Source organism: Streptomyces yunnanensis (assembly GCF_029011865.1).
Classification (GTDB): domain Bacteria; phylum Actinomycetota; class Actinomycetes; order Streptomycetales; family Streptomycetaceae; genus Streptomyces; species Streptomyces yunnanensis.
In genome coordinates, this window is sequence record NZ_CP095749.1 from 767,979 (window position 1) to 793,605 (window position 25,627).

The following is a 25,627-nucleotide window of genomic DNA, read 5'->3' on the forward strand; positions in this document are numbered from 1 at the left end:
CTCTCTTTCAGTTCGCCGAGTTCTCGGTGGCCAGCCGCAGCAGGGCTTCGGCGTCCATGTCGTCGAGGGATTCCGAGGGGGCGTCGGCCTCGGGGGCGGGGTCGTCGGTCGCGTCGGAGTCGGCGAGTTTCAGCACCATGTCGAGGAGGCCCGCCTTGCGCAGCCGTCCGATGGGGACGGTGGCGAGCGCCTCGCGGATGCGGGCGTCGGGGTCGTCGGGGCGGCCGGCGCCGGCGTCCTCGGGGGCGGTGCCGAACAGCAGCGCGCCGAGGTGGCCGGCGAGGGCCGTGGGGGTGGGGTGGTCGAAGACGAGCGCGGCCGGCAGCGGCAGGCCGAGGGCGGTGCGCAGCCGGTTGCGCAGTTCGACGGCGGTGACCGAGTCGAAGCCGACGTCGCGGAAGGCACGGCCGGCGGGGATGGCATCGGGGGTGTCGTGGCCGAGGGTCGCGGACGCCTCGGCGCGGACCGCCTCGACGAGGGCCCGGCCGCGCTCGGCGGCGGACAGCTCCTCCAGGTGGCGGCGGAGCGGCGGGGTCGCGGAGTCCGCGTCGTCGCCGGCCGTGGTGCCGGGGTCGCCGGTCACCGCGCGGACGGCTTCGGGCACCGTGCTGAACAGGGCGCTGGGTCGGGTCGCGGTGAAGCTGGGTGCGAACGTCTCCCAGTCCATGAGGGTCACGGCGAGGGTGGTGTCGTCGTCCTCCAGCATCTGCTGGAGCGCGCCGATCGCGTGGTCCGGTTCCATGGCGCGGACCCCTTGGCGGTGCAGTCGCTCGTGGACCTCGGGGACGGTGGCCATGCCGACCTCGCCCCAGGTGCCCCAGGCGACGGAAGCGCCGGACAGGCCGAGGGACCTGCGGTGGGCGGCGAGGGCGTCGAGGTAGGCGTTGGCGGCGGCGTAGCCGGGCTGGCCGCCACTGCCCCAGACCGCGGCGCCGGAGGAGAAGAGCACGAACGCGTCGAGGTCGAGGGCGGCGGTCAGCTCGTGCAGGTGGTGGGCGGCGGTCAGTTTGGCGCGCAGCAGCGCGTCGAGCTGATCGAGGGTCAGGTCGGCTGCCCGGGCGTCCCCGTCGGCCACGCCGGCGGAGTGGAAGACGGAGGTGAGCGGCTGGTCGGCGGGGAGGTCGGCCAGCAGGGCGGCCAGGGCGTCGCGGTCGGCGACGTCGCAGGCGGCGAGGGTGACGCGGGCGCCCAGGGCCTCCAGTTCGGCCCGGAGTGCGGCGGCGCCGGGTGCGTCCGGGCCGCGCCGGCTGGTCAGGACCAGGTGGGCGGCACCGTGCTCGGCCATCCAGCGGGCGACCCGGCCGCCGATGCCGCCGGTGCCGCCGGTGATCAGGCAGGTGCCGCGGCCCCGCCAGCGGCGCCCGGCGCGGGGCGCGGACGGCGCGGCGTGCACCATGCGGCGGGCGAGCACGCCGGTGGCGCGGACGGCGAGTTGGTCCTCGCCGGCGGGGTCGGCGAGCAGGCCGGTGAGGCGGGCCGCGGCGCGGGCGTCGAGGGCGGCGGGCAGGTCGATCAGGCCGCCCCAGCGGTCGGGGTGTTCCAGGGCCACGACCCGGCCGAGGCCCCACAGGGCGCCCTGTGTCGGGCTGCCGAGGGCGTCGTCGCGGCCGGTGGCGACGGCGCCGCGGGTCAGGCACCACAGGGGTGCGGTCAGGCCGGCGTCGCCGAGGGCCTGGACGAGGACGAGGGTCTGCCCCAGCCCCAGCGGCACCGAGCCGAAGTCCGGGTGGAGGTCCTCGGCGGCTGCCAGCAGCGACACCACGCCGCTGAACTCCTCCCCGTCCTCGATGAGTTGGGCGATCTGCGCGGCCCATCCCGCGCGGTCGGTGCCCTTGGCCTCGAAGCGGACGGTGTCGGTGCCCAGGGCGTCGAGCGCCGCGGTGACCCAGGGGGCGTCGGCGTGGTCCGGCGGGACGGCGACCAGCAGCCGGCCGGTGGCGGGGGCCGCTGCGGGCTCGGCGACCCGGGTCCACTGGACGTGGTAGCGGAGTTCGTCGATCCGGGTGCGGGCCTGGGCCTTGGCGCGCCAGGCGGACAGGGCCGGCAGCACGGCGCCGAGCGCGGTGTGCTCGGCGTCGGCGGGGACGCCGAGCGCGTCGGCGAGCGCGGCGAGGTCCTGGTTCTCGACCAGTTGCCAGAACGCGGCGTCGGACGCGTCGGCGCCGGCGGCCGGGGTGGCGGGCCGGGCCTCGGGCCAGAAGTCCTGCCGTTGGAAGGGGTAGGTCGGCAGGTCCACCGGCCGGTAGGCGGACCGGGCGAAGGTGGTGGTCCAGTCGACCGGGGCGCCGTGGGTGTGGGCCTCGGCGAGCGAGGTCAGGAAGCGCCGCGGGCCTCCCTCGTCGCGGCGCAGCGAGCCGAGGACCACCGCGGACCCGCCGGTGGCCTCCGCGACGGCCTCCTGGGTCTCCTGGATCGGGGCGGCGAGCACCGGGTGCGGGCTGACCTCGATGAAGACGCGGTGCCCGGCGGTGAGGAGAGCGCGGGTGGCCTCCTCCATGCGGACGGTCCGGCGGAGGTTGGTGTACCAGTAGGCGCCGTCGAAGGCGGCGTCGTCCACGCGGTCGCCGGTGACCGTCGAGTAGAACGGCACTTCGGGGGCGCGCGGGTCGACGGGCGCGAGGACGCGGGCGAGTTCGTCGCGGACGGCCTCGACGTGCCGCCCGTGCGAGGCGTAGTCCACGGACACCTTGCGGGCCCGCACGCCCTGTTCCTGGCAGGCGGTGAGCAGGGCGTCGAGGGCGTCGGTGTCGCCGGAGACGACCACGGACGAGGGCCCGTTGACCGCGGCGACGGACAGCGCCTCCTGCCACGGGGCGAGGAGTGCGCCGACCCGCTCGACGGGGGCGGAGACCGACATCATGCCGCCGCGTCCGGACAGTTGCGGCAGTGCCTGGCTGCGCAGTGCCACCACGCGGGCGGCGTCCGCCAGGCTGAGGGCTCCGGCGACGCAGGCCGCGGCGATCTCGCCCTGCGAGTGGCCGACCACGGCCGCCGGGACGACGCCGTGGGAGCGCCAGAGCGCGGACAGCCCGACCATCATGGCGAACAGCGCGGGCTGGACCACGTCCACCCGCTCCAGCAGGGCGGGGTCGCCCTCGCCGGCCAGGACGTCGTGCAGCGACCAGTCGACGTACGGGGCGAGGGCCGTCGCGCAGTCGTCGATCGCGGTGCGGAACACCTCGGACGTGGCGAGGAGTTCGCGGCCCATTCCCCACCACTGGGATCCCTGGCCGGGGAAGACGAAGACCGCTCCCTCGGGGTCGGGGCCGGCGATGCCGGTGACCAGGCCGGCCGCCGAGGCGCCGGTGGACAGGGCGGCCAGGCCGCGCAGGAAGTCCTCGCGGCGCTCGCCGACGACGACGGCGCGGTGTTCGAGGGCGGCGCGGGTGGTGGCCAGGGCGTGGCCGACGGGGGCGGGCGGAAGGTCGGGGGCGTGCTCGACGGTGGCGAGCAGCCGGGCGGCCTGGGCGCGCAGGGCGGCCGGGGACTTGGCGGCGAGCGGCCAGGGGACGACGGTGTCGGTGTCCTGGGCGCGGTCGGGGTCGGCGGGCGGCTCGGTGGCCGGGGCCTGTTCGAGGATCAGGTGGGCGTTGGTGCCGCTGATGCCGAACGAGGAGACACCGGCCCGGCGGGGGCGCCCGCTCTCGGGCCACGGGGTGCGCCCGCGCAGCAGTTCCACGGCGCCGGCGGTCCAGTCGACGTGGCTGGAGGGCGCGTCGAGGTGCAGGGTGCCGGGCAGTTCGCCGGCGTCCATGGCCAGCACCATCTTGATGACGCCGGCGACGCCGGCCGCGGCCTGGGTGTGGCCGATGTTGGACTTCACCGAGCCCAGCAGCAGCGGCCGTTCGGCGTCGCGGTCCTGACCGTACGTGGCGAGCAGGGCCTGGGCCTCGATGGGGTCGCCGAGTTTGGTGCCGGTGCCGTGCGCCTCGACCGCGTCGACGTCGGCGCCGGTCAGGCCGGCGTTGGCGAGCGCCTGGCGGATCACGCGCTGCTGGGACGGGCCGTTGGGCGCGGTCAGGCCGTTGGAGGCGCCGTCCTGGTTGACGGCCGAGCCGCGGATCACGGCCAGGACCCGGTGCCCGTTGGCGCGGGCGTGGGACAGGCGCTCCAGCAGGACGACGCCGACGCCCTCGGCGAGCGTCATGCCGTCGGCGGTGTCGGAGAACGGCTTGCAGCGGCCGTCCTTGGCGAGGGCACGCTGCCGGCTGAAGCCGACGAACGCGTGCGGGGTGGCCATCACGGCCGCGCCACCGGCCAGCGCGAGGGAGCTCTCGCCGCTGCGCAGGGACTGGCAGGCCAGGTGCAGGGCGACCAGGGAGGAGGAGCAGGCGGTGTCCACGGTGACCGCGGGGCCCTCCAGGCCGAGCAGGTAGGAGACCCGGCCGGACAGGACGCTGGCCGCGGTGCCGGTCACCATGTGCGCCTCGGACTCCCCCGTGCCGTGCTGCACGGTGGAGGAGTAGTCCTGGTAGCTGGCCCCGAAGAAGGTGCCGGCGGCGCTGCCGCGCAGTGACGTGGGGTCGATGCCGGCGCGTTCGAACGCCTCCCAGGAGGTCTCCAGCAGGAGCCGCTGCTGCGGGTCCATGGCGACCGCCTCGCGCGGGGAGATCCCGAAGAAGCCGGGGTCGAAGCCGGCGGCCTCGTGGAGGAAGCCGCCCTGGACGGAGTAGGTGTGGCCGGGGCGGTCGGGGTCCGGGTCGTACAGGCCCCGGGCGTCCCAGCCGCGGTCCGCGGGGAACTCCGAGATGACGTCGGCGCCGTCGAGGGCGAGCCGCAGCAGTTCCTCGGGGGTGGTGGCGCCGCCGGGGAAGCGGCAGCTCATGCCGATCACGGCGATCGGGTCGTCGTCGGCCGGGGTGCCGGTCGCGGCGTGCTGCCGCGGTGCGGCGCCGGGGACGCCGAGCGCCGTCGTCTTCAGGAACGCGGCGAGCGCCGCGCAGTTGGGGTGGTCGAAGACCATCGTCGAGGGCAGCCGCAGTCCGGTGCCGGCCACGAGCCGGTTGCGCAGGTCCACGGCGGTGACCGAGTCGAAGCCGAGGTCGCGGAAGGCGCGGCGCTCGGGGAAGGACTCGGCGGAGGCGTGGCCGAGGACGGCGGCGGCCTCGGTGCGGACCAGGGTGAGCAGCAGCCGGTCCTGTTCGGCGGCGGCGAGGCCGTGCAGGCGGGCGGCCAGGCCGTCGGCGGCCGGGCCCGCGGGGTCCGGGGCGGATGCCTGGTCGAGGCGGCGGCGCACCTCGGGGATCTGGTCGAAGAGGTGCGCGGGCCGGCCCGCGGTGAACACGTCGTGGTAGGTGTCCCAGTCGATGTCCATGAGGCCGATGACGGTCTCGTCGTCGTCCAGGACGTGCTGGAGCGCGGTGAGCGCCAGCTCGGGGTCGAGGTACTCCAGGCCGCTGCGGCGGATCCGGTGCGGGTCGGCCAGCTCGCGTGCCCGGTCGTCGGGCCACTTGCCCCAGTGGATGGAGGTGGTGCGCAGTCCGCGGGCGCGGCGCTGCTCGGCGAGCGCGGACAGATAGGCGTTGCCGGCGACGTAGGCGGCGTGCACGCCGCTGCCCCACATGCCGGCGGTGGAGGAGTACAGGACGAAGTCGTCCAGTTCCGCGTCGTCGAGCAGTTCGTCGAGGATCCGTGCGCCGGTGACCTTGGCGTGCACGACGTCGGCGAACTCCGCCACGGTGGTGTCGGCGAGCGCGGACAGCTCGATGGCGGCGGCGGCGTGGACGACGGTGCGCAGGGTGCGGCCGTCGGCCGTGAGGTCGGCCAGCAGCGCGGCGACCGCGGCGCGGTCGGTGATGTCGCAGGCGGCGGCGGTCACCTCGGTGCCCGACTCGGCTGCCTCCGCGATGAGTTCGGGCACTCCGGGGGCGTCGGCACCGCGTCGGCTGACCAGCACCACGTGCTCGGCGCCGCGTTCGGCCAGCCAGCGGGCGAGCTGCGGGGCGAGGGTGCCGGAGCCGCCGGTGACCAGGGTGGTGCCGCGCGGTGCCCAGGTCCGTGCCGGTCGTCCGGCGCGGTGTCCGGCGCGGACGATGCGGCGGGCCAGTACCCCGGCGGCGCGGACGGCGAGCTGGTCCTCGGCGCCGAGGGCGCCGGACAGCGCGGCGGCGAGCCGCTGGGCGGCCCGGGCGTCGAGGGTGTCGGGCAGGTCCACGGTGCCGCCCCAGCGCTGCGGGTGCTCCAGCGCGGTGGTCCAGCCGACGCCCGCGATCGGGCTCTGCAGGGGCCGGGTGACGGGGTCGGACGGGCCGGTGGCGAAGGCGCCTCGGGTCAGGAACCACAGCGGCGCGGTCGCCGCGGCGTCGCCCAGGGCCTGGACGAGGGAGACGGTGAGTGCGAGTCCCCGGGTGAGGCCGGGGTGGCGGGCGGCGTCGTCCTCCGCGGCGGCGAGGACGGAGACGATGCCGGTCACGTCCTCCGCGCCGGCCAGCCGCTCCCGCAGGACGACGCGGTCGACGCACTCCTCGTCCAGGACCAGCCGGCGCACCTCGGCACCGTAGGTCTCCAACGCCCCTGCCACATCGGTGTCGTCGATGCCGTCGGCGGTGACCAGCAGCCAGGTGCCGGTCAGGGTGGCGCGGGGCACCTGGGCGAGGGGCGTCCAGGTGACGCGGTAGCGCCAGGAGTCGAGGGTGGCGCGCTGGGAGCGGGCCCGGCGCCAGGAGGTGAGGCCGGGCAGGATGGCGGCGACGGAGTCCTCGTCGGTGCCGAGCGCGGCGGTCAGCGCGGAGACGTCCGCCTGCTCGACGGCGGCCCAGAATTCGGCGTCCATCGGCGCGTCGGCCGGGGTGCGGTCGGCGGCGCTGCGGGTGTTCCAGTACCGCTCGCGCTGGAAGGCGTAGGTGGGCAGGTCGACCCGGGACGCACCGGTCCCCTCGAACACCCCCGCCCAGTCCACGTCCACACCGCGCACGAAGACCTCGGCGGCCGACAGCAGGAAGCGGCCCGCGCCGCCCTGGTCGCGGCGCAGGGTGCCGGTCGCGACGGCCGTGACCCCGGCCTCCTCGATCAGGTCCTGGACCGCCATCGTCAGCACGGGGTGCGAGCTGACCTCGACGAACGCCCGGTACTCCGCCGCCAGCAACTCCCGTACCGCGTCCGCGAACCGCACCCGGCCGCGCAGGTTGCGGAACCAGTAGCCGGCGTCCAGCTCGGTGGTGTCCAGCCAGTCGCCGGTCGCCGTGGAGAAGAACGGGATCCGCGCTTCCCGGGGGGTCACCTCGGCGAGTGCGGCGAGCAGTTCCTCGCGCAGGTCCTCGACCTGGTGCGAGTGCGAGGCGTAGTCCACCGCGATCCGGCGGGCCCGGATCTCGTCGGCGGCCAGCCGGGCCTGGAGGTCGTCCAGGGCGGTCGGCTCGCCCGAGACCACCACCGCGCCGGGGCCGTTGACGGCGGCCACCGACACCCGCCCCTCGAACTCCTCCAACCGCGGTTCGAGCGCCTCCACCGACAACGCGACGGACATCATCCCGCCCCGCCCCGCCAACGCACGACCGATCGCCTGGCTCCGCAGCGCCACCACCCGCGCCCCGTCCCGCAACGACAACCCACCCGACACCACCGCAGCAGCAATCTCCCCCTGCGAATGCCCCACCACCGCATCCGGCTCGACACCACGATCACGCCACAACGCAGCCAACGACACCATCACCGCGAACGACGCCGGCTGCACCACATCAACCCGCTCCAACGACGGCGCACCCACACCACCGCGCAACACATCCACCAGCGACCAATCGGCGAACTCCGCCAACGCCGCCGCACACTCGGCAATCCGCTCCGCGAACACCGGCGACTCGTCCAGCAGCCGCGCACCCATCCCCACCCACTGCGAACCCTGACCGGGGAACACGAACACCGTCCGACCCTCGACGTCCGCGAGGCCCTCGACGACGGCTTTCGCGGACCGGCCGGCGGCCAACTCGCGTGTGGCCGCGAGGAGTTCGGCGCGGTCGGGGGCGACGACGACGGCGCGCCGTTCGAGCAGGGCGCGGGCGGTGTGCAGGGTGTGCCCGATGTCCTGGGGGCGGAGCGCAGGGTCGGTCTCGACCCGGGCGGCCAGGGCGGCCGCCTGGTCGCGCAGCGCCTGCGGGGAGTGGCCGGAGACGATCCAGGGCAGCGCGGCGGGCGCGCCGGCCGGTTCGGTGGGCGCGGCGTCGTCGCCGGCGTCCGGGGTGTCCGCGGGGTGGGGTGCCTGTTCCAGCAGGGCGTGCGCGTTGGTGCCGCTGATGCCGAACGAGGACACCGCGGCCCGGCGCGGACGACCGGTCTCCGGCCACTGCTGCCCCTCGGTCAACAGCCGTACCGATCCCGCGGACCAGTCCACGTGCGAGGAGGGCGCGTCGGCGTGCAGGGTCGGCGGCAGGTGGCCGTGGCGCAGCGCCATGACCATCTTGATGACACCGGCGACGCCGGCGGCTGCCTGGGTGTGCCCGATGTTGGACTTCAGGGAGCCGAGCCACAGCGGCTGGTCCGGGGTGTGTCCCTGGCCGTAGGTGGCGAGCAGGGCCTGGGCCTCGATGGGGTCGCCGAGCCGGGTGCCGGTGCCGTGCGCCTCGACGGCGTCGATGTCGGCGGGGGTCAGGCCGGTCCGGGCGAGGGCCTGCTGGATGACGCGTTCCTGGGAGGGGCCGTTGGGGGCGGTCAGGCCGTTGGAGGCGCCGTCCTGGTTGACGGCGGAGCCGCGCAGCACGGCGAGGACCGGGTGGCCGTTGCGCTCCGCGTCGGAGAGCCGCTCGGCGACGAGGACACCGACGCCCTCGGCCCAACCGGTGCCGTCGGCGGCGTCGGAGAACGCCTTGCAGCGGCCGTCGAGTGCCAGGCCGCCCTGGGCGCTGAACTCGACGAAGACGGACGGCTCGGTGAGGATCGTGACGCCGCCGATCACGGCGAGCGAGGATTCCCCGGCGCGCAGGGACTGGGCGGCCAGGTGCAGGGCGACGAGGGAGGAGGAGCAGGCGGTGTCGACGGTGACGGCCGGGCCTTCGAGGCCGAGGGTGTAGGCCAGGCGGCCGGACAGCACGCTGGCGGCGGTGCCGGTCAGGGCGTGGCCGTGCAGTTCGGTGGCGGCGTCGGCCGAGGGCGCGCCCCAGTGGTAGGAGCCGACGAACACGCCGGACCGGCTGCCGCGCAGGGCGGTGGGGGCGATGCCGGCGCGCTCCAGCGCCTCCCAGGCGACTTCGAGGAGGAGGCGCTGCTGGGGGTCCATGGCGGTCGCCTCGCGCGGCGAGATGCCGAAGAAGGCGGCGTCGAATTCCGCGGCGTCGTAGAGGAATCCGCCCTCGTGGGTGGCGCTGCTGCCGTCGCCGTTTCCGGTGAGGGTTTCCAGGTCCCAGCCGCGGTCGGCGGGGAATCCGGAAATGGCGTCACCACCGGACCGCACCAGGTCCCACAGGGATTCCGGTGAATTGACGCCGCCGGGAAGTCGGCAGCCCATTCCGACGATGGCGATGGGTTCGTTGTCCTTGGATTCCAGTTCGCCAATGCGGCGGCGGGCACGGCGAAGATCGGAAGTGACCCGCCGGAGATAGTCGACGATTTTCTCCTGCTGGTCCGGCTGGCCTTGCTGGGGTTCCTGCATCGGTCCGTCCTCGTCATCGGGTCGCGAACGAAAGCAACAATTTCTCTATGTGGTTTCGAACTCTTCATCGATGATGTCGAGCAGTCTGTCGACCGACACCGTGTCGATGTCCTCGTCCGAGGAGGGCACCTCTGCAGGCGAGTTCTGGCGGAGTGCGGAGACGATGGCGTCCAACCGGTCCGCGACGGCCCGGCGTTCGGGGCCGTCCGGCGGCAGGTTCGTCACGATCGCCTCGAACCTGGTGAGTTCCTCGCCGTACGCCCCGGGGTCGAGGGGGTCGGTTGCGGCGAGGAGTTCCCCGAGGCGGTGGGCCGCCCGTTCGGGGGTGGGGAAGTTGAAGACGAGGGTGGCCGGCAAACGCAGTCCGGTGCGGGCGGTGAGCCGGTCGGCGAGTTCGACGCCGGCCAACGAGTCGAACCCGAGCTCCTTGAAGACGCTGCGGGTGCCGACGGCCTCGGGGCCGGGGTGGCCCAGGACGGCGGCGGCCTGGGTGCGCACCAGGTCCAGCAGGTGGCGCTCCCGGGCGGCCGGCGGAAGCGCGGTGAGGTGGCCGGCGGTGGGGTGGGAGGCGGTGGTGTCCGGGAGGGGTTCGCCGGCCGGGTCGGGGCGGGCCGCGGCGGGCCGGGCCGGGCGGGCGTCGGCGGGCGTCTCGCCGCGGGCCTGCCGCGGGGTCCGGGGGGCGGCGCGTTCCTCGTCGGTCAGCGGGCGGGTGGCGAGGGCCTCGACGGTGACGACCGGCGCGCCGTGCACGTCGACCGCGGTGAGGGTCAGTGTGCCGGTCGTGGTGGGGCGGATGCGGACGCGCAGCGCGGTGGCGCCGACGGCGTGCAGCCGGACGCCGTGCCAGGCGACGGGCACGGTGCCGTCCACGGCCATGGCGGCGTGCCGGGCCGCGTCGAGCAGGGCGGGGTGCAGTTCGTGGTCGGGGGCGTCGTCGGCGGTGCCGGGCGGGCATTCCACGTCCGCGAAGATCTCCGCGCCGCGTCGCCAGGCGGCGCGCAGGCCGCGGAAGGTCGGGCCGTAGTCGAAGCCGCGGTCGGCGAGCCGTTCGTAGTGGTCGGCGAGGTCGAGGGGTTCGGCGTCGGCCGGCGGCCAGCTGGCCGGGGTGCCGTCGGTGGCGGCTTCGGTGGTGGACGGCGGGGTGCTGCCGAGGGTGCCGGTGGCGCATCGGGTCCAGTCGCCGGCCGGGTGGTGGTCGGGGCGGGTGTGGACGGTGACGGCGCGGCGCCCGGTGGGGTCGGCGGGGCCGACGTGCACCTGGACGTGCAGGGCGGCGTCGTCGGGCAGGGCCGGCGGGGTGGTGAGGTGGAGTTCGTGCAGGACGTCGCAGCCCGTTTCGTCGCCGGCGCGCACGGCGAGTTCCAGCAGCGCGGTGGCCGGCAGCACGATCCGGCCGGCGACGGTGTGGTCGGCGAGCCAGGGGTGGGTGCGGAGGGAGAGGGCGCCGGAGCAGACGGTGCCGCCGCCGTCGGCGAGTTCGACGGCGGAGCCGAGCAGGGGGTGGCCGAGGGCGCCGGGCCCGGTGCCGTTCGGGCGGGGCGGGGTGGGCCAGTGGCGCACGCGCTGGAAGGCGTAGGTGGGCAGTTCGACGCGGCGGGCGCCGGTGCCGGCGTAGAAGGCGGGCCAGTCGACGGGGACGCCGAGGGTGTGCAGGCGGCCGAGGGCGCCGGCGAACGCGGTCTCCTCGGGCCGTCCCTTGGTCAGGGCGGGTACGACGTCGGTGGTGCCGTCGGGGCCCAGGGTGTCGCGGGCCATCGCGGACAGCACGCTGCCGGGGCCGAGTTCGACCAGGACGTCGGTGCCGGCCTTGGCCAGTGCGGTGATGCCGTCGGCGAAGCGGACGGTGTCGCGGACGTGCCGGACCCAGTACTCGGTGGTGGTGATCTCGCTGCCGGCGAGTTCACCGGTGAGGTTGGAGACCAGCGGGATCGACGGCTGGTGGAAGGTCAGTCGGCCCACGACGTCCCGGAAGGCGTCGAGCATGGGCTCCATCAGCGGCGAGTGGAAGGCGTGCGAGACGGCCAGCCGGCTGGTGCGCCGGCCGCGGTCGGCGAAGTGGGCGGTCAGTTGCAGCACGGCGTCCTCGGTTCCGGCGACGACGACCGCGGTCGGGCCGTTGACGGCGGCCAGCGCGAGGTGTGCGCCGAGCAGCGGGGCCACTTCGTCCTCGGTGGCCTCCAGCGCGGCCATCGCGCCGCCGGCCGGGAGCGCCTGCATCAGCGTGGCGCGGGCGGCCACCAGGCGGCAGGCGTCCTCCAGGCTCAGGACGCCGGCGACGTGGGCGGCGGCGATCTCGCCGACGGAGTGGCCGCCGACGGCGTCGGGGCGCAGGCCGAGCGAGGTGATCAGGCGGTGGAGGGCGACCTCGACGGCGAACAGGGCGGGCTGGGTCCAGCCGGTCCGGTCCAGCAGCGCGGCGTCGGTGCCCCACATCACCTCGCGCACCGGGCCGTCCAGGTGCCGGTCCAGGGCGCGCAGCGCGTCGTCCAGTGCGTCGGCGAACACCGGGAAGCGGGCGGCGAGTTCGCGGCCCATGCCCAGGCGCTGGCTGCCCTGGCCGGAGAAGAGGACGGCGGTGCGGCGCTGGTGGGCCGCGCCACGGGCGTGCTCGACGGCGTCCGCGGCGGCGCCGTCGGCGGTCGGCAGGAGGACCGCCCGGTGGCGGAGCGCGGCGCGACCGGTGGCGAGGGAGTAGCCGACGTCCAGCGGGTCCAGGTCCGGCCGGGTGCGCAGGTGGGCGCGGAGCCGGGCGAGTTGGGCGTCGAGGGCTTCGGGGGTGGCGGCGGAGACCGGCCAGGGGACGGTGGTGGGGCGGAGGGTGCCGGGCCGGGTGACGGGGACGTCGGCGGGCGGGGCCTCTTCGAGGATCACATGGGCGTTGGTGCCGCTGATGCCGAAGGAGGAGACGCCGGCGCGGCGCGGTCGGTCGGCCGGTGGCCAGGGCGTGTGGTCGGTGAGGGGGGCCACGGCACCCTGGGACCAGTCGACTTGGCGGGTGGGCGTGGCCAGGTGCCGGATGCGCGGCATCAGGCCGTGCCGGAGGGTCAGGACGGTCTTGATCACTCCGCCGATGCCGGCGGCGGCCTGTGCGTGGCCGAGGGTGGACTTCAGGGAGCCCAGGCGCAGCGGCCGGTCCGGGTCCCGGTCCTGGCCGTAGGCGGCGAGCAGCGCCCGGGCCTCGACGGGGTCGCCGAGCCGGGTGCCGGTGCCGTGCGCCTCGACGAGGTCGATGTCGGCGGGGACGAGTCGGGCGTCGGCGAGGGCGGCGCGGATGACGCGTTCCTGGGCGGGACCGCTGGGTGCGGTGAGGCCGTCGGAGGCGCCGTCCTGGTTGACGGCCGAGCCGCGCAGCACGGCGAGGACGGGGTTGCCGGCGGCGCGGGCGGTGGACAGGTGCTCCAGGACGACGATGCCGACGCCCTCCGCCCAGGCGGTGCCGTCGGCGTCGTCGGAGAACGGCTTGCAGCGGCCGTCGGGTGCGAGGCCGCCCTGTCGGGTGTGGCCGACGAAGGCGGCCGGGGTGGACATCACCGTGACGCCGCCGGCCAGGGCGGTGCTGCACTCCCCCGCGCGCAGGGCGCGAACCGCCCAGTGCAGTGCGACCAGCGAGGAGGAGGACGTGGTGTCGACGGTGACGGCGGGGCCTTCGAGGCCCAGGACGTACGCCAGGCGACCGGAGGCGACGCCGGGGGCCAGGCCGGTGAGGGCGTGACCGTCCAGGTCGTCGGGCGAGGCGTGGGTGACGGCGGCGTAGTCCTGGCCGCTGGCGCCGATGAAGACGCCGGTGCGGCTGCCGCGCAGGGAGTGCGGGTCGATGCCCGCGCGTTCCAGGGCTTCCCAGGCGGTCTCCAGGACAAGGCGCTGTTGCGGGTCGGTGGAGACGGCCTCGCGGGGCGACATGCCGAAGAAGGCGGCGTCGAAGTCGGCGGCGCCGGTGAGGAATCCGCCCTCGCGGGTCGCGCTGCGGCCGGGTCCGTCGCCGGCCAGTGCGGCCAGGTCCCAGCCGCGGTCGTCCGGGAAGGCGGTGGTCGCGTCGCGGCCGGTGCGGACCAGTTCCCACAGGTCCTCCGGGCCGGCGACCCCACCCGGATAACGGCAGGCCATTCCGACGACCACCACCGGGTCCTCGTCGGCTCCGATCGTCATGCCTTGCTCACCCCTGCGGAAAAGTTGGCCTCAGGTCACCTCTGCGTGCCGGATCGTACGTTCGCAAACGCTGTACTTTTCCCTAAGGAATGACGGGCGACGGGGACGGGCATTGGCCGCACGGCCCGGAAAGGGCCGTCGCGCGGCGAAGACTAGTGATTCCCCGGTCCGTGGCATGAGACCAAGTAACCGACCCGTTTTCCACGCGGCGCGTTCCGGGTGCCGGCCGGTGACCGTTCCTTCCGGCAGCGCGCGCCCGGGGTGGCGGCGTCGGCGAATGCACCCACCCGGCGACCCGGCCGGGCGGGTGCGTGGCGCGCGGGCCCGGCGGCCCGCCACATTCCGAGGGGTGTTGTCCATGGGCGCGAATCGGCGGCCGATCCTGTTCGTCAGTTATGCCGAAAGCGGCCTGCTCAATCCGCTGCTCGTGCTGGCCGGGGAATTGTCCCGGCGCAACGTGGCGGACCTGTGGTTCGCCACCGACGAGAAAGCGCGCGACGAGGTGGCTGCCGTGGTGGACGGCAGCCCGGTGCAGTTCGCGTCGCTCGGCGACACCGTCTCGCAGATGTCGGCGGTCACATGGGACGACGCGACGTACGCGGAGGTGACGCAGCGGTCGCGGTTCAAGGCGCACGCGGCGGTGATTCGGCATTCGTTCGCGCCGGAGTCGCGGAGGGCGAAGTACCGCCGCCTGGAGGAGATCGTCGAGGAGGTCCGGCCGGCGCTGATGGTGATCGAGAGCATGTGCCAGTTCGGGTACGAGCTGGCGATCACCAAGGGCATTCCGTTCGTGCTCGGGGTGCCGTTCGTGCCGAGCAACGTCCTCACCTCGCACGTCCCGTTCGCCAAGTCCTACACCCCGTCGGGTTTCCCGGTGCCGCACTCGGGGCTGCCGGCCGCGATGTCCCTGGCCCAGCGGATCGAGAACCAGCTGTTCCGGCTGCGGACGCTCGGGATGTTCCTGACGCCGGAGATCCGCAAGGTCGTCGAGGAGGACAACCGGATCCGCACCGAGCTGGGCATCGCGCCCCAGGCACGGCAGATGATGGCGCGGATCGACCATGCGGAGCAGGTGTTGTGCTACTCCGTAAGGGAGTTGGACTACCCGTTCCCGATGCATCCGAAGCTGCGGCTGGTGGGCACGATGGTGCCGCCGCTGCCCCAGGCACCGGACGACGACGGCCTGGCGGACTGGCTGTCGGCGCAGAAGTCCGTGGTGTACATGGGCTTCGGCACGATCACCCGGCTGACCCGCGGGCAGGTGGCGTCGCTGGTGGAGGTCGCCCGGCGGCTGGACGGCCAGGGCCACCAGGTGTTGTGGAAACTCCCGCGCGGCCAGCAGGAGTTGCTGCCGCCGGCCGCCGAGCTGCCGGACAACCTGCGGATCGAGGGCTGGGTGCCGTCCCAGCTGGACGTGCTGGCCCATCCGAACGTGAAGGCGTTCTTCACCCACGCCGGCGGCAACGGCTACCACGAGGGCCTGTACTTCGGGAAGCCGCTGGTGGTCCGGCCGTTGTGGGTGGACTGCGACGACCAGGCGATCCGGGGCCAGGACTTCGGGGTGAGCCTGACGCTGGACCGGCCGGAGACCGTGGACACCGAGGACGTCCTGGACAAGATCACCCGCGTGCTCGACCAGCCCTCCTTCACCGAGCGCGCGGAGCACTTCGCCGGGCTGCTGCGGGACGCCGGCGGCCGGGCCGCGGCGGCGGACCTGCTGCTCGGCCTTCCCGCCCTGGCAACCGACTGACCGAGGAAGACTCAACTCATGTCCTTTACGTATCCGGTGTCCATGCCGTGGCTCCAGGGCCGCGAGCTCGACTATGTGACGGAGGCCGTCGGCGGCGGCTGGATCTCTTCGCAGGGGCCTTACGTCAGGCAGTTCGAGGAGGCGTTCGCCGCGTACAACGACGTGCCGTTCGGCGTCGCCTGCTCCTCCGGCACCACGGCGCTGACGCTGGCGCTGCGCGCGCTGGGCGTCGGCCCCGGTGACGAGGTGATCGTCCCGGAGTTCACGATGATCGCGTCCGCCTGGGCGGTGACCTACACCGGTGCCACGCCGGTGTTCGTGGACTGCGGCGACGACCTGAACATCGACGTGTCCCGCATCGAGGAGAAGATCACCCCGCGCACCAAGGTGATCATGCCGGTGCACATCTACGGCCGGCAGTGCGACATGGACGCCGTGCTGAACCTGGCGTACGAGTACAACCTGCGGGTGGTGGAGGACTCCGCCGAGGCGCACGGGGTGCGGCCGCGGGGCGACATCGCCTGTTTCTCACTCTTCGCCAACAAGATCATCTCGGCCGGCGAGGGCGGCGTCTGCCTGACCCACGACCCGCACCTGGCCGAGCAGATGGCCCATCTGCGGGCGATGGCGTTCACCAAGGACCACAGCTTCCTGCACAAGAAGCTGGCCTACAACTTCCGGATGACCAACATGCAGGCCGCGGTGGCGCTCGCCCAGACCGAGCAGCTGGACACCATCCTCGCCCGGCGCCGCGACATCGAGAAGCGCTACGACGAGGCGCTGCGCGACATCCCCGGCATCACGCTGATGCCGCCGCGCGACGTGCTGTGGATGTACGACCTGCGGGCCGAGCGGCGCGACGAGCTGTGCGGGTACCTCGCCGGCGAGGGCGTCGAGACCCGGGTGTTCTTCAAGCCGATGAGCCGTCAGCCCGGCTACTTCTCCGCCGACTGGCCCACGTTGAACGCGGCCCGGCTCAGCGCCGACGGCTTCTACCTGCCGACGCACACCGGACTGACCGCGCAGCAGCAGGAGTTCATCACCGGCCGGATCCGCGCGTTCTACGGAGCGGCATGAGCACCGGAGCCGACGCGCGGACGGCCGCGCCGCAGTGCCCGGTGGCCTTCCCGCTGCGCAGGCCGGGCCGGCCCTTCCCCCCGCCGGAGTACGCGACCTACCGCGGCGGAGTGGGCCTGGTCCGCTCCGAACTCCCCAGCGGCCCGGTCTGGTTGGTGACCCGGCACGAGGACGTCCGGGCGGTGCTGACCGACCCGCGGATCAGCGCCGACCCCTCCAAACCCGGTTTCCCCAAAGCCGGTCGGACCGGTGGCGCCCCGTCGCAGTACGAGGTGCCGGGGTGGTTCGTGGCGATGGACCCCCCGGAGCACGGACGGTTCCGCAAGACGCTGATCCCCGAGTTCACCGTGCGCAAGGTGCGGGAACTGCGGCCGGTGATCCAGCAGATCGTGGACGAGCGGATCGACGCGATGCTGGCCGCGGGCACCTCGGCGGACCTCATCGAGTCCTTCGCGCTGCCGGTGCCGTCCCTGGTGATCTCCAGTCTGCTCGGGGTGCCCAAGGCCGACCGGGACTTCTTCGAGGACCGGACCCGGGTGCTGGTCCGACTCAGCTCGACCGACGAGGAGCGCGACAAGGCGACCCAGGCACTGCTGCGCTATCTGGGCCGACTCATCCAGATCAAGCAGCGGCGGCCCGGCGACGACCTGATCAGCCGGCTGATCGCCGCGGGCACGCTGTCCCGGCAGGAGCTGTCCGGGGTGTCGATGCTGCTGCTGATCGCCGGGCACGAGACGACGGCGAACAACATCGGCCTGGGCGTGGTGCAGTTGCTCACCAACCCGCAGTGGATCGGCGACGACCGGATCGTCGAGGAGCTGCTGCGCTACTACTCGGTGGCCGATCTGGTGGCGTTCCGGGTGGCCGTCGAGGACGTGGAGATCGGCGGTCAGCTGATCCGGGCCGGTGAGGGCATCGTGCCGCTGATCGCCGCCGCCAACCACGACGACACGGCGTTCGCGGCGCCCTCGGAGTTCGACCCCGAGCGCTCGGCGCGCTCGCACGTGGCGTTCGGCTACGGTGTCCACCAGTGCCTGGGCCAGAACCTGGTGCGGGAGGAGATGGACATCGCCTACCGCACGCTCTTCGCCCGGATCCCCTCCCTCACGCTCGCCGTGCCGGTGGAGGAACTGCCGTTGAAGTACGACGGGGTGCTGTTCGGCCTGCACGAACTGCCCGTCACCTGGAAGTGAGCCCGGTCGGGCCGCCCGCCGGCGGCCCGACCCCGGCAACGAACCGACCCTCGGAGGAACGATCGTGCGCATCACCGTGGACCCCGGCCGCTGCGTCGGGGCCGGCCAGTGCGTCCTGACCGCACCGGACCTGTTCGACCAGGACGACGACGGTCTGGTGACCGTCCTCGACCCGGCGGCGGGCGCTTTGGCCGTCGCCGCCCGCGAGGCGGCGGCGCTGTGCCCGTCCGGGGCGATCAGCGTCGCGGCGGACTGAGGAGCCCGCTCCCCCGTGCGTGAGGGCCCCCGGCCGAGCGGGTCGGGGGCCCTCGCCTCTGCCTGCCCGGGAGCGGGCGGGCAGATCGTCACCAGGTGACGGACAGCTGCGTCAGTCCGGCGGACAACTGGCCGGACGAGAAGCCCAGTTCCTCGATCGGGCGCGCCAGCCGCAGGCCGGGGAGCCGGGTGAAGAGCAGGGTGTAGGCGGTGCGCAGTTGGACCCGGGCCAGCGGTGCGCCGATGCAGTGCCACATGCCGTGGCCGAACGTCAGGTGCGGGTTGGGCGCCCGCCGGATGTCGAACAGCTCGGGCTCGTCGAAGACCGTGCGGTCGAAGTTCACCAGAGTGAAGTCCAGCAGCACCAGGTCGCCGGTCCTGATGGTCACGTCGCCGACCTGCACGTCGGCGGTGGCGTACCGCGGGAGTACCGAACCGCCGGCCTTCGCGGACCGCAGGATCTCCTCGACTCCGCTGCGCATCAGCTGCTCGTCGGCGAGCGCCGCGGCGAGCTGTTCGGGGTACTGGGTGAACAGCACCGTGCCCAGGTCGATGTGGCTGGCGACGCTGTCCAGGCCGGCGAAGAGCAGTCCGGCGACGATCGGCCCGATGCGGTCGTCGGACGGCACCTTCGGGCACAGCCGGGAGATGACGTCGTCCTCGGGTGCGGTGCGCTTGCGGCGGGCCAGTCCGGACAACAGACCGAACAGCTCGTCCTGGGTTTCCTGGGCCCGGGTCGGGTCGTCGATTTCGCCGAGCTTGGCGAGCGCGGCGACCAACTGGCCCTGCTCCGCTGCGGGGACGCCGATGAGGGCGCACAGCACCGACAGGGAGAACGGCATGGAGAAGTCGCCGTGCAGGTCGGCGGGCGGGCCCTGGGCGGTGAGGTGCGCGAGCGCCTGTTCGGCGAGGGCCTCGACCTTCGGCACCAGGTCCAGGACCCGGCGGGCGGAGAACTGCGGGGTGAGCAGCGAGCGCATCTCGGCGTGCAGGGCGCGCGCCCCGTCGACGTCGTCGGTGACGATGAGGTCCAGCATCGGGTTGCGTACGTAGCGCGGTGCGTTGGCCGGGTCGGCGTGGGCGCGGGCCAACCGCTCGTCGTGCAGCAGCTGTTTGAGTTCGGCGTGGCGGGTGACGAGCCAGCCCTCGTCGCCGGCCGGGGTGCGGACCTTGCAGACGGGGGCCCTGGATTGCAGGTCGCTCAGCAGGGGGCTCAGGCGCAGGACGGTGCGCGCCTCCGCCGCGAGGGAGGGCGGCGCGGTGGGTGTGCTCATGGAGGACTCCTCTGGAGGGTGGTGCCGTGGGGGGACAGGCGTCCGACTGTCTGCGCGGGGCCGGGCGGGGTGGGGCGGCGCCACCCCGCCCCACCCCGGTGGGATGTGTGGCGCCTTGTCCGGACGCCCGGCTCGATCTGTTCTCACACCGCGGGTTCCTCCAGTTCCGCGAGCCATCCCTCGATGGCCTGCGCGGTCAGTGCCGAGTGCTCCTTGGCGAGGGAGAGGTGGTCGGCGTCGATGTCCCGGACCTCGTCGGCGGGGACGGACGAGGTGTCGAGCCGGAAGCCGTCGAGGGCCCGGGCGGCGCGCACGAGGAGGGTGGGGGCGGTGGGGGCGGGCGCCTGGATGTCGGTCATCGCCATGAACCAGTGGGCCATGGCGGACATCCGGGCGCTGTTGAGCGTCACCGAGGGCGAGTCGATGTCGGCCAGGTAGAACCGCGTGGTGCGGTCCAGGTCGTTGCCCTCGCCGGGGTTGTAGCGGATGGACGCGGTGTCGAGGAGGACCACCGCTTCGGGCCGGACGTCCCAGATGTCCTCCAGGACACCGGCGGCGAGGTAGGCGAGCGAGCCGCCGGTGGAGTGGCCGACCATGACGAACGGTTCCCCCTCGCTGGCCATCAGGACGCTCTCGGCGACGATGCGGGCCGCGGCCTCGCTGGTGGCCGGGAGGAGTTCGCCGGGGGCGAAGCCCATCAGGGGCAGCGCGGAGACATGGCGGCTGCCGCGGAAGTGCGCGGCGATGCGCGCGTACTGGTGGACGCCGCCGGTGGCGCCCGGGGCGCTGACGAAGATCAGCCGGGGCCGGCCCGGGCCGTCGGCGAGCGTCACCGGCTCGGAGAGCTCCTCCAGCTCGGCGGGGGTGTCGAACATCGGCCGGGTGTTGGCGACGGCCTTGAGCATCCGCATCGCCTCGACGAGCTTGCCGCCGCGCACCGCGTTGTAGAACAGGCCCTCCAGGGTGTCGTCGGAGCGCACCGCGGGGCGGGCGTCCGCGGTGGCGGGGGCGGGGGCGCCCGGCTGGGGGCTGTTGGCGAGTTCCTGGTGCAGCCAACGCGCCAGCTTCACGGGGGACTTGCTGTCGAAGACGATGGACGAGGGCAGGCGCAGGCCGAGGATCTCGGCGAGCTGGTTGCGCAGGCCGACCGAGACCAGGGAGTCGAAGCCCAGCTCCAGGAAGCCCCGTTCGGGGTCGACGGCGGTGGGGTCGGGGTGGCCGAGCAGGCCGGCGGTGTAGCCGACGACGAGGTCGGTGAGCAGCTGTTCCCGGCCGGTCTCGTCGAGGTGGCGGAGGCGCTCGCGCACCGTGACCGGGGAGCGGTCGGCGGCGGCCGCGGTGCGGCGGGCCCGCGGTACCAGGTCGCGCCAGAGCGCCGGCAGGGCCTGCTGGTCCCGCAGGCCGGCGACGTTGATGCGGCTGGGCACCAGGGCCGGCTCGGGGCGGCCGACGGCGGCGTCGAACAGGGCCAGGCCGTCCTCGACGGTCAGCGGCGGCAGGCCGCCGCGCGCCATCCGCTCCAGGTCGGCGTCGCTGACCGACGCGGTCATGCCGCTGCCCCGGCCCCAGGGGCCCCAGGCGAGGGAGAGCGCCGGGAGGCCCTGGTCGGCGCGGTGCCGGGCGAGCGCGTCGAGGTAGGCGTTGGCGGCGGCGTAGTTGCCCTGGCCGGGGCTGCCCAGGACGCCGGAGACCGAGGAGTACAGGACGAAGCCGGCCAGGTCGAGGCCGCGGGTGGCGTCGTGCAGATGCCAGGCGGCGTCGGCCTTGGGCCGTAGCACGGTGGCCAGTTGGCCGGGGGTGAGCGAGCCGATCAGGGCGTCGTCCAGGACGCCGGCGGTGTGCACGACGGCGGTCAGCGGGTGCGCCGCGGGGACCGTGGCGAGGAGCGCGTCGAGGGCGGTGCGGTCGCCGACGTCGCAGGCGGCCACCCGCACGTCCGCGCCCTGTGCGGTCAGCTCCGCCACCAGTGCGCCGGCGCCCGGTGCCTCGGGTCCGCGGCGGCCGACGAGCAGCAGGTGGCGGGCACCGCGGACGGTGACCAGGTGGCGGGCGAGCGCGGCGCCCAGGCCGCCGGTGCCGCCGGTGATCAGGACGGTGCCGTCCGGGTCCCAGGCGCGGGCCGGCGCGGTGCCGGCGGCCGGCTCCGGCAGCCGGGCCAGGCGGGCGGCGCGGACCGCGTGGTCGCGGACGACGAGTTGCTGTTCGTCGAGGGTGAGGACGTGCGGCAGCATCCCGGCGGACCGGAACGCGTCGTCGAGGTCGATCAGCAGCAGACTGCCCGGGTTCTCGGTCTGGGCGGAGCGCAGCAGGCCCCAGACGGCGGCGCCGGCCGGGTCGGTGACGGTCTCGCCGGGCACCGCGACGGCGCCGCGGGTGACGAAGACCAGGCGGGCGCCGGCCAACCGCGGCTCGTTCAGCCACTCCTGGAGCAGCCCCAGGGCGCGGGCGGTGACGGCGTGCACGGCGTCGGGCCCGGCGTCCGGACCGCCGACGACGGGGACGAGGAAGACGTCCGGCGCCAGACCGCTGTCGCCGATGGCTCCGCCCAGCGACGCCGCGTAGGCGCTGACGGTCTCGTCGGCGCGGTGCAGGGCGTAGCCGAGGTCGAGTTCGTCGTCGCCGACGACGGCCCAGCGGGTGCCGGTGGCGCGGGCGCCGGGGTCGACCGGCACCCAGTCGAGGTGGAACAGGCCGCCCTGCCCGGTGTGGCCGGCCGGTGCGGGGGTCGGGCGGTCCTGGGGGGAGCCGAGGGTGACGGTGTCGGCGGTCAGGACCGCGCCGCCCGTGGCGTCCGTGGCGGCGAGGGCCACGGTGTCGGGCCCGGTCGCGGTGAGCCGGACCCGCAGCGCGGTGGCCCCGGTGGCGTGCAGGGCGAGTCCGGTGAAGCCGGTCGGTTCGGGGGTGTGGCCGGCGGTGTGGTCGTCGTCCAGTGCGGCGGTGGCGCGGAGCGCGGTGGCCAGCAGCGCGGGGTGGATGCCGAAGGCGCGGTCGGCGGCGGTGGCGGCGGGCAGGGCCACCTCGGCGAAGACCTCGCCGTCGCGCCGCCACAGCCCGGTCAGGCCCTGGAAGTGGGGGCCGTAGTGGCGGCCGGCGGCGGTGGCGGCCGCGTCGAGGTCGGCGACGGGCACCGGGCGGGCGTCCCGCGGCGGCCATGCGGCGTCGGCCGGGCCGATCGGATCCGCCGGCGCTTCGGGGGCGTCGGGGGCGAGCAGGCCGGTCGCGCAGGTGGTCCAGGGGGCGTCCTCGGTGGCCGCCAGGCGGGCGTGGACGGTCAGCGGCCGGTGGCCCGCGGGGTCGGGGGCGCCGACCCGGACCTGGAGGGTGACGGCGTCGCCGTCGCCGAGGGTGAGCGGCGCCGGCAGGTCGAGCCGCGCCAGGTGCGGGGTGCCGCTCAGGTCGCCGGCGCGGACGGCGAGTTCGGCGAAGGCGACGCCGGGGACGGTGATCCTTCCTTCGCTGCGGTGGTCGCCGAGCCAGGGGTGGGTGGGCAGCGCGAGGCGGCCGGTGAGCACGGTCTCGTCGGCGTCGGCGAGGGTGACGGCGGCGCCCAGCAGCGGGTGGGCGGCGGCGGTCTGCCCGAGGTCGGCCGGGTCGCCGTGGCGGGCGCCGAGGGTGGGCCAGTAGCGGGCGCGCTGGAAGGCGTACGTGGGCAGTTCGACGGAGTCGGCCTGCGGGGTGCGGGTGCCGGCGAACACCGCGTCCCAGTCCACGTCCGCGCCGTGCGCCCACAGGGTGCCCAGGGCGGCCAGCACGGTGGTCTCCTCGGGCCGCTCCTTGCGCAGCACGGGCACCGCTACCAGGCCGGGCTCGGGGAGGTTCTCCCGGACCAGGGCGGACAGCACGCCGTCCGGGCCGAGTTCGAGGAAGGTCCGCACGCCGCGGTCGGCGAGGGCGCGCACGCCGTCGCCGAAGCGGACGGCCTGCCGGACGTGGCACACCCAGTAGTGCGGGGTGGCGAGTTCCTCGGCGGTGGCCGGGCGGCCGGTGAGGTTGGAGACGACCGGGATCTCCGGCTCGGCGAAGGTCAGCGGGGCGAGGGCCGTCCGGAAGGCGTCGAGCATCGGGTCCATGAGCGGCGAGTGGAAGGCGTGGCTGACCGGGAGCCGGGTGGTGCGGCGGCCCAGGTCGTCGAAGTGCCGGCGGACGGCGAGGGCGGCGTCCTCGGCGCCGGCGACGACGACGGAACGGGGGGCGTTGACCGCGGCGAGCGCGAGGTCGTCGGTGAGCAGCGGGCGCACCTCGTCCTCGGTGGCCTCCAGCGCCACCATCGCGCCGCCGGGCGGCAGTTCGCTCATGGCGGTGGCGCGGGCGGCCACCAGGGTGCAGGCGTCGGCGAGGGTCAGCACACCGGCGACGTGCGCCGCGGTGATCTCGCCGATGGAGTGTCCGGTGACGTGGTCGGGCCGGATGCCCCAGGAGGACAGCAGGCGGTACAGCGCGACCTCGACGGCGAACAGCGCGGGCTGGGTGTGGCGGGTGTCGTCGAGCCGGGTGCGGTCCTGGCCCCAGACGATGTCGCGCAGCGACGTGCCGAGCCGGGCGTCGAGCAGGGCGACGGTCTCGTCGAAGGCGGCGGCGAAGACCGGGTAGCGGGCGTGGAGTTCGCGTCCCATGCCCGGCCGTTGGGAGCCCTGTCCGGAGAACAGCACGGCCAGCCCGCCCCGGTCGCCGGTGGGGACGGCGCCGCGCGCCACCTCGGTGAGGGCGCCGCCCTCGTGGACCAGTAGCGCCCGGTGCTCGAAGGGGGTGCGGGCGGTGGCCAGCGTGTGACCGACGTCGGCGGCGGTGCGGCCGGGCGCGGTGGTCAGCGTGCGGACCCGGGCCAGTTGGGCGTCGAGGGCGCCGGCGGTGCGGGCCGCGACCGGCCACGGCACGGCGCGCGGGACGGTCGGAGCGGCGGACTGCTCCTCGGCGGTGCCGCCGGGCGCCGCGACAGCAGCCTCTTCCGCGGTCGGTTCCGGCTGATCGGGGGCCTGTTCGAGGATGACGTGGGCGTTGGTGCCGCTGATGCCGAACGACGAGACGCCGGCCCGGCGCACCCGTTCGTCGCCCCCGGACCAGGCGACGGGTGCGGTGAGCAGCCGCACGGCGCCGGTCTCCCAGTCGATGTGCGAGGAGGGCGCGTCCACGTGGAGGGTCTGCGGGAGGACGCCGTGCCGCAGGGCCAGCACCATCTTGATGACGCCGGCGACGCCCGCGGCGGCCTGGGTGTGGCCGAGGTTGGACTTCACCGAGCCGAGCCACAGCGGCCGGTCGGCGGGCCGGTCCTGGCCGTAGGTGGCGAGCAGCGCACCGGCCTCGATGGGGTCGCCGAGCCGGGTGCCGGTGCCGTGCGCCTCGACCGCGTCCACGTCGCCGGGGACGAGGCCGGCGCCGGCCAGCGCCTGCCGGATGACCCGCTGCTGGGACGGGCCGTTGGGCGCGCTGAGGCCGTTGGACGCGCCGTCCTGGTTGACGGCGGAGCCGCGCAGCACGGCGAGCACCGGGTGGCCGTTGCGCTGCGCGTCGGAGAGCCGCTCGACGAGGAGCAGGCCGATGCCCTCGGACCAGCCGGTGCCGTCGGCCGCCTCGGCGAACGCCTTGCAGCGGCCGTCCGGCGCCAGGCCGCCCTGGAGGCTGAAGCCGGCGAAGCTCGACGAGGTCGTCATCACGGTGACGCCACCGGCCAGGGCCAGGCCGCATTCGCCGGCGCGCACGGCCTGTGCGGCCAGGTGCAGGGTCACCAGGGACGAGGAGCAGGCGGTGTCGAGGGTGACGGCCGGGCCTTCCAGGCCGAGCGCGAAGGCCAGTCGGCCGGAGAGCACGCTGGCGGCCAGGCCGTTGCCCGCGTAGCCGCCCATGTCGTCCCGTGCGGCGAGGACCAGGTGCGCGTAGTCCTGGCCGTTGGTGCCGACGAACACGCCGGTGCGGCTGCCGCGCAGCCCGGCCGGGTCGATGCCGGCGCGTTCGACGGCCTCCCAGGCGGTCTCCAGCAGCAGCCGCTGCTGCGGGTCCATGGCGAGCGCCTCGCGCGGGGAGATGTCGAAGAAGCCCGGGTCGAAGGCGGCCGCGTCGGGCAGGAATCCGCCTTCCTGGGTGGCGCTGCGACCGGGCCCGTCGCCGGCCAGCGCCGCCAGGTCCCAACCGCGGTCGGCGGGGAACGGCCCGATGCCGTCCCGGCCCGCGGACAGCAGCTCCCACAGGTCCTCCGGGGAGCGCACACCGCCGGGGAAGCGGCAGGCCATGCCGACGATCGCCACGGGTTCGTGGCGCCCCGCCTCCACCTCCTGAAGGCGCTGGCGGGTCTGGTGGAGGTCCTTGGTGACCCACTTCAGATAGTCGACGAGCTTCTTTTCGTCCGGCATGGTCCGTG

Annotated in this window: 7 protein-coding genes and 1 pseudogene; 4 read left to right on the top strand and 4 right to left on the bottom strand. The window is 74.8% G+C overall.

What is annotated here, in order from left to right; all coding sequences use genetic code 11:
- Positions 1-7: 7 nt before the first annotated feature.
- Together MOV08_RS03255 and MOV08_RS03260 are read right to left on the bottom strand one after the other, a co-directional pair.
- Positions 8-9,580: a type I polyketide synthase gene (locus MOV08_RS03255; RefSeq protein WP_275306120.1), complete on the bottom strand. Its 9,573-nt coding sequence runs from the start codon at positions 9,578-9,580 to the stop codon at positions 8-10.
- A 45-nt stretch (positions 9,581-9,625) separates the two neighbouring features.
- Positions 9,626-13,717, bottom strand: a pseudogene (locus MOV08_RS03260) (type I polyketide synthase); the annotation flags it as partial.
- A gap of 367 nt (positions 13,718-14,084) precedes the next feature.
- Between MOV08_RS03260 and MOV08_RS03265 the strand changes: the two are divergent.
- From MOV08_RS03265 to MOV08_RS03280, 4 genes are all read left to right on the top strand, one after another.
- Positions 14,085-15,476, top strand: coding sequence for a glycosyltransferase (locus tag MOV08_RS03265; protein WP_275306122.1), 1,392 nt, complete (start codon positions 14,085-14,087; stop codon positions 15,474-15,476).
- Between the two features lie 18 nt (positions 15,477-15,494).
- Positions 15,495-16,553 (top strand): DegT/DnrJ/EryC1/StrS family aminotransferase, encoded by a 1,059-nt coding sequence (locus MOV08_RS03270; protein ID WP_275306123.1) that lies wholly within the window; start codon positions 15,495-15,497, stop codon positions 16,551-16,553.
- Positions 16,550-17,746, top strand: coding sequence for a cytochrome P450 (locus MOV08_RS03275; protein WP_275306125.1), 1,197 nt, complete (start codon positions 16,550-16,552; stop codon positions 17,744-17,746). Before MOV08_RS03270 ends, MOV08_RS03275 begins: the two co-directional genes overlap by 4 nt.
- Positions 17,747-17,810: 64 nt before the next feature.
- Positions 17,811-18,002, top strand: coding sequence for a ferredoxin (locus MOV08_RS03280; protein WP_039629367.1), 192 nt, complete (start codon positions 17,811-17,813; stop codon positions 18,000-18,002).
- Positions 18,003-18,090: 88 nt separating this feature from the next.
- Here MOV08_RS03280 and MOV08_RS03285 read toward each other — a convergent pair whose 3' ends face one another.
- Positions 18,091-19,275: a cytochrome P450 gene (locus MOV08_RS03285; protein WP_275306126.1), complete on the bottom strand. Its 1,185-nt coding sequence runs from the start codon at positions 19,273-19,275 to the stop codon at positions 18,091-18,093.
- 143 nt (positions 19,276-19,418) lie between these two features.
- Positions 19,419-25,619: a type I polyketide synthase gene (locus MOV08_RS03290; protein ID WP_275306128.1), complete on the bottom strand. Its 6,201-nt coding sequence runs from the start codon at positions 25,617-25,619 to the stop codon at positions 19,419-19,421.
- Positions 25,620-25,627: the final 8 nt, after the last annotated feature.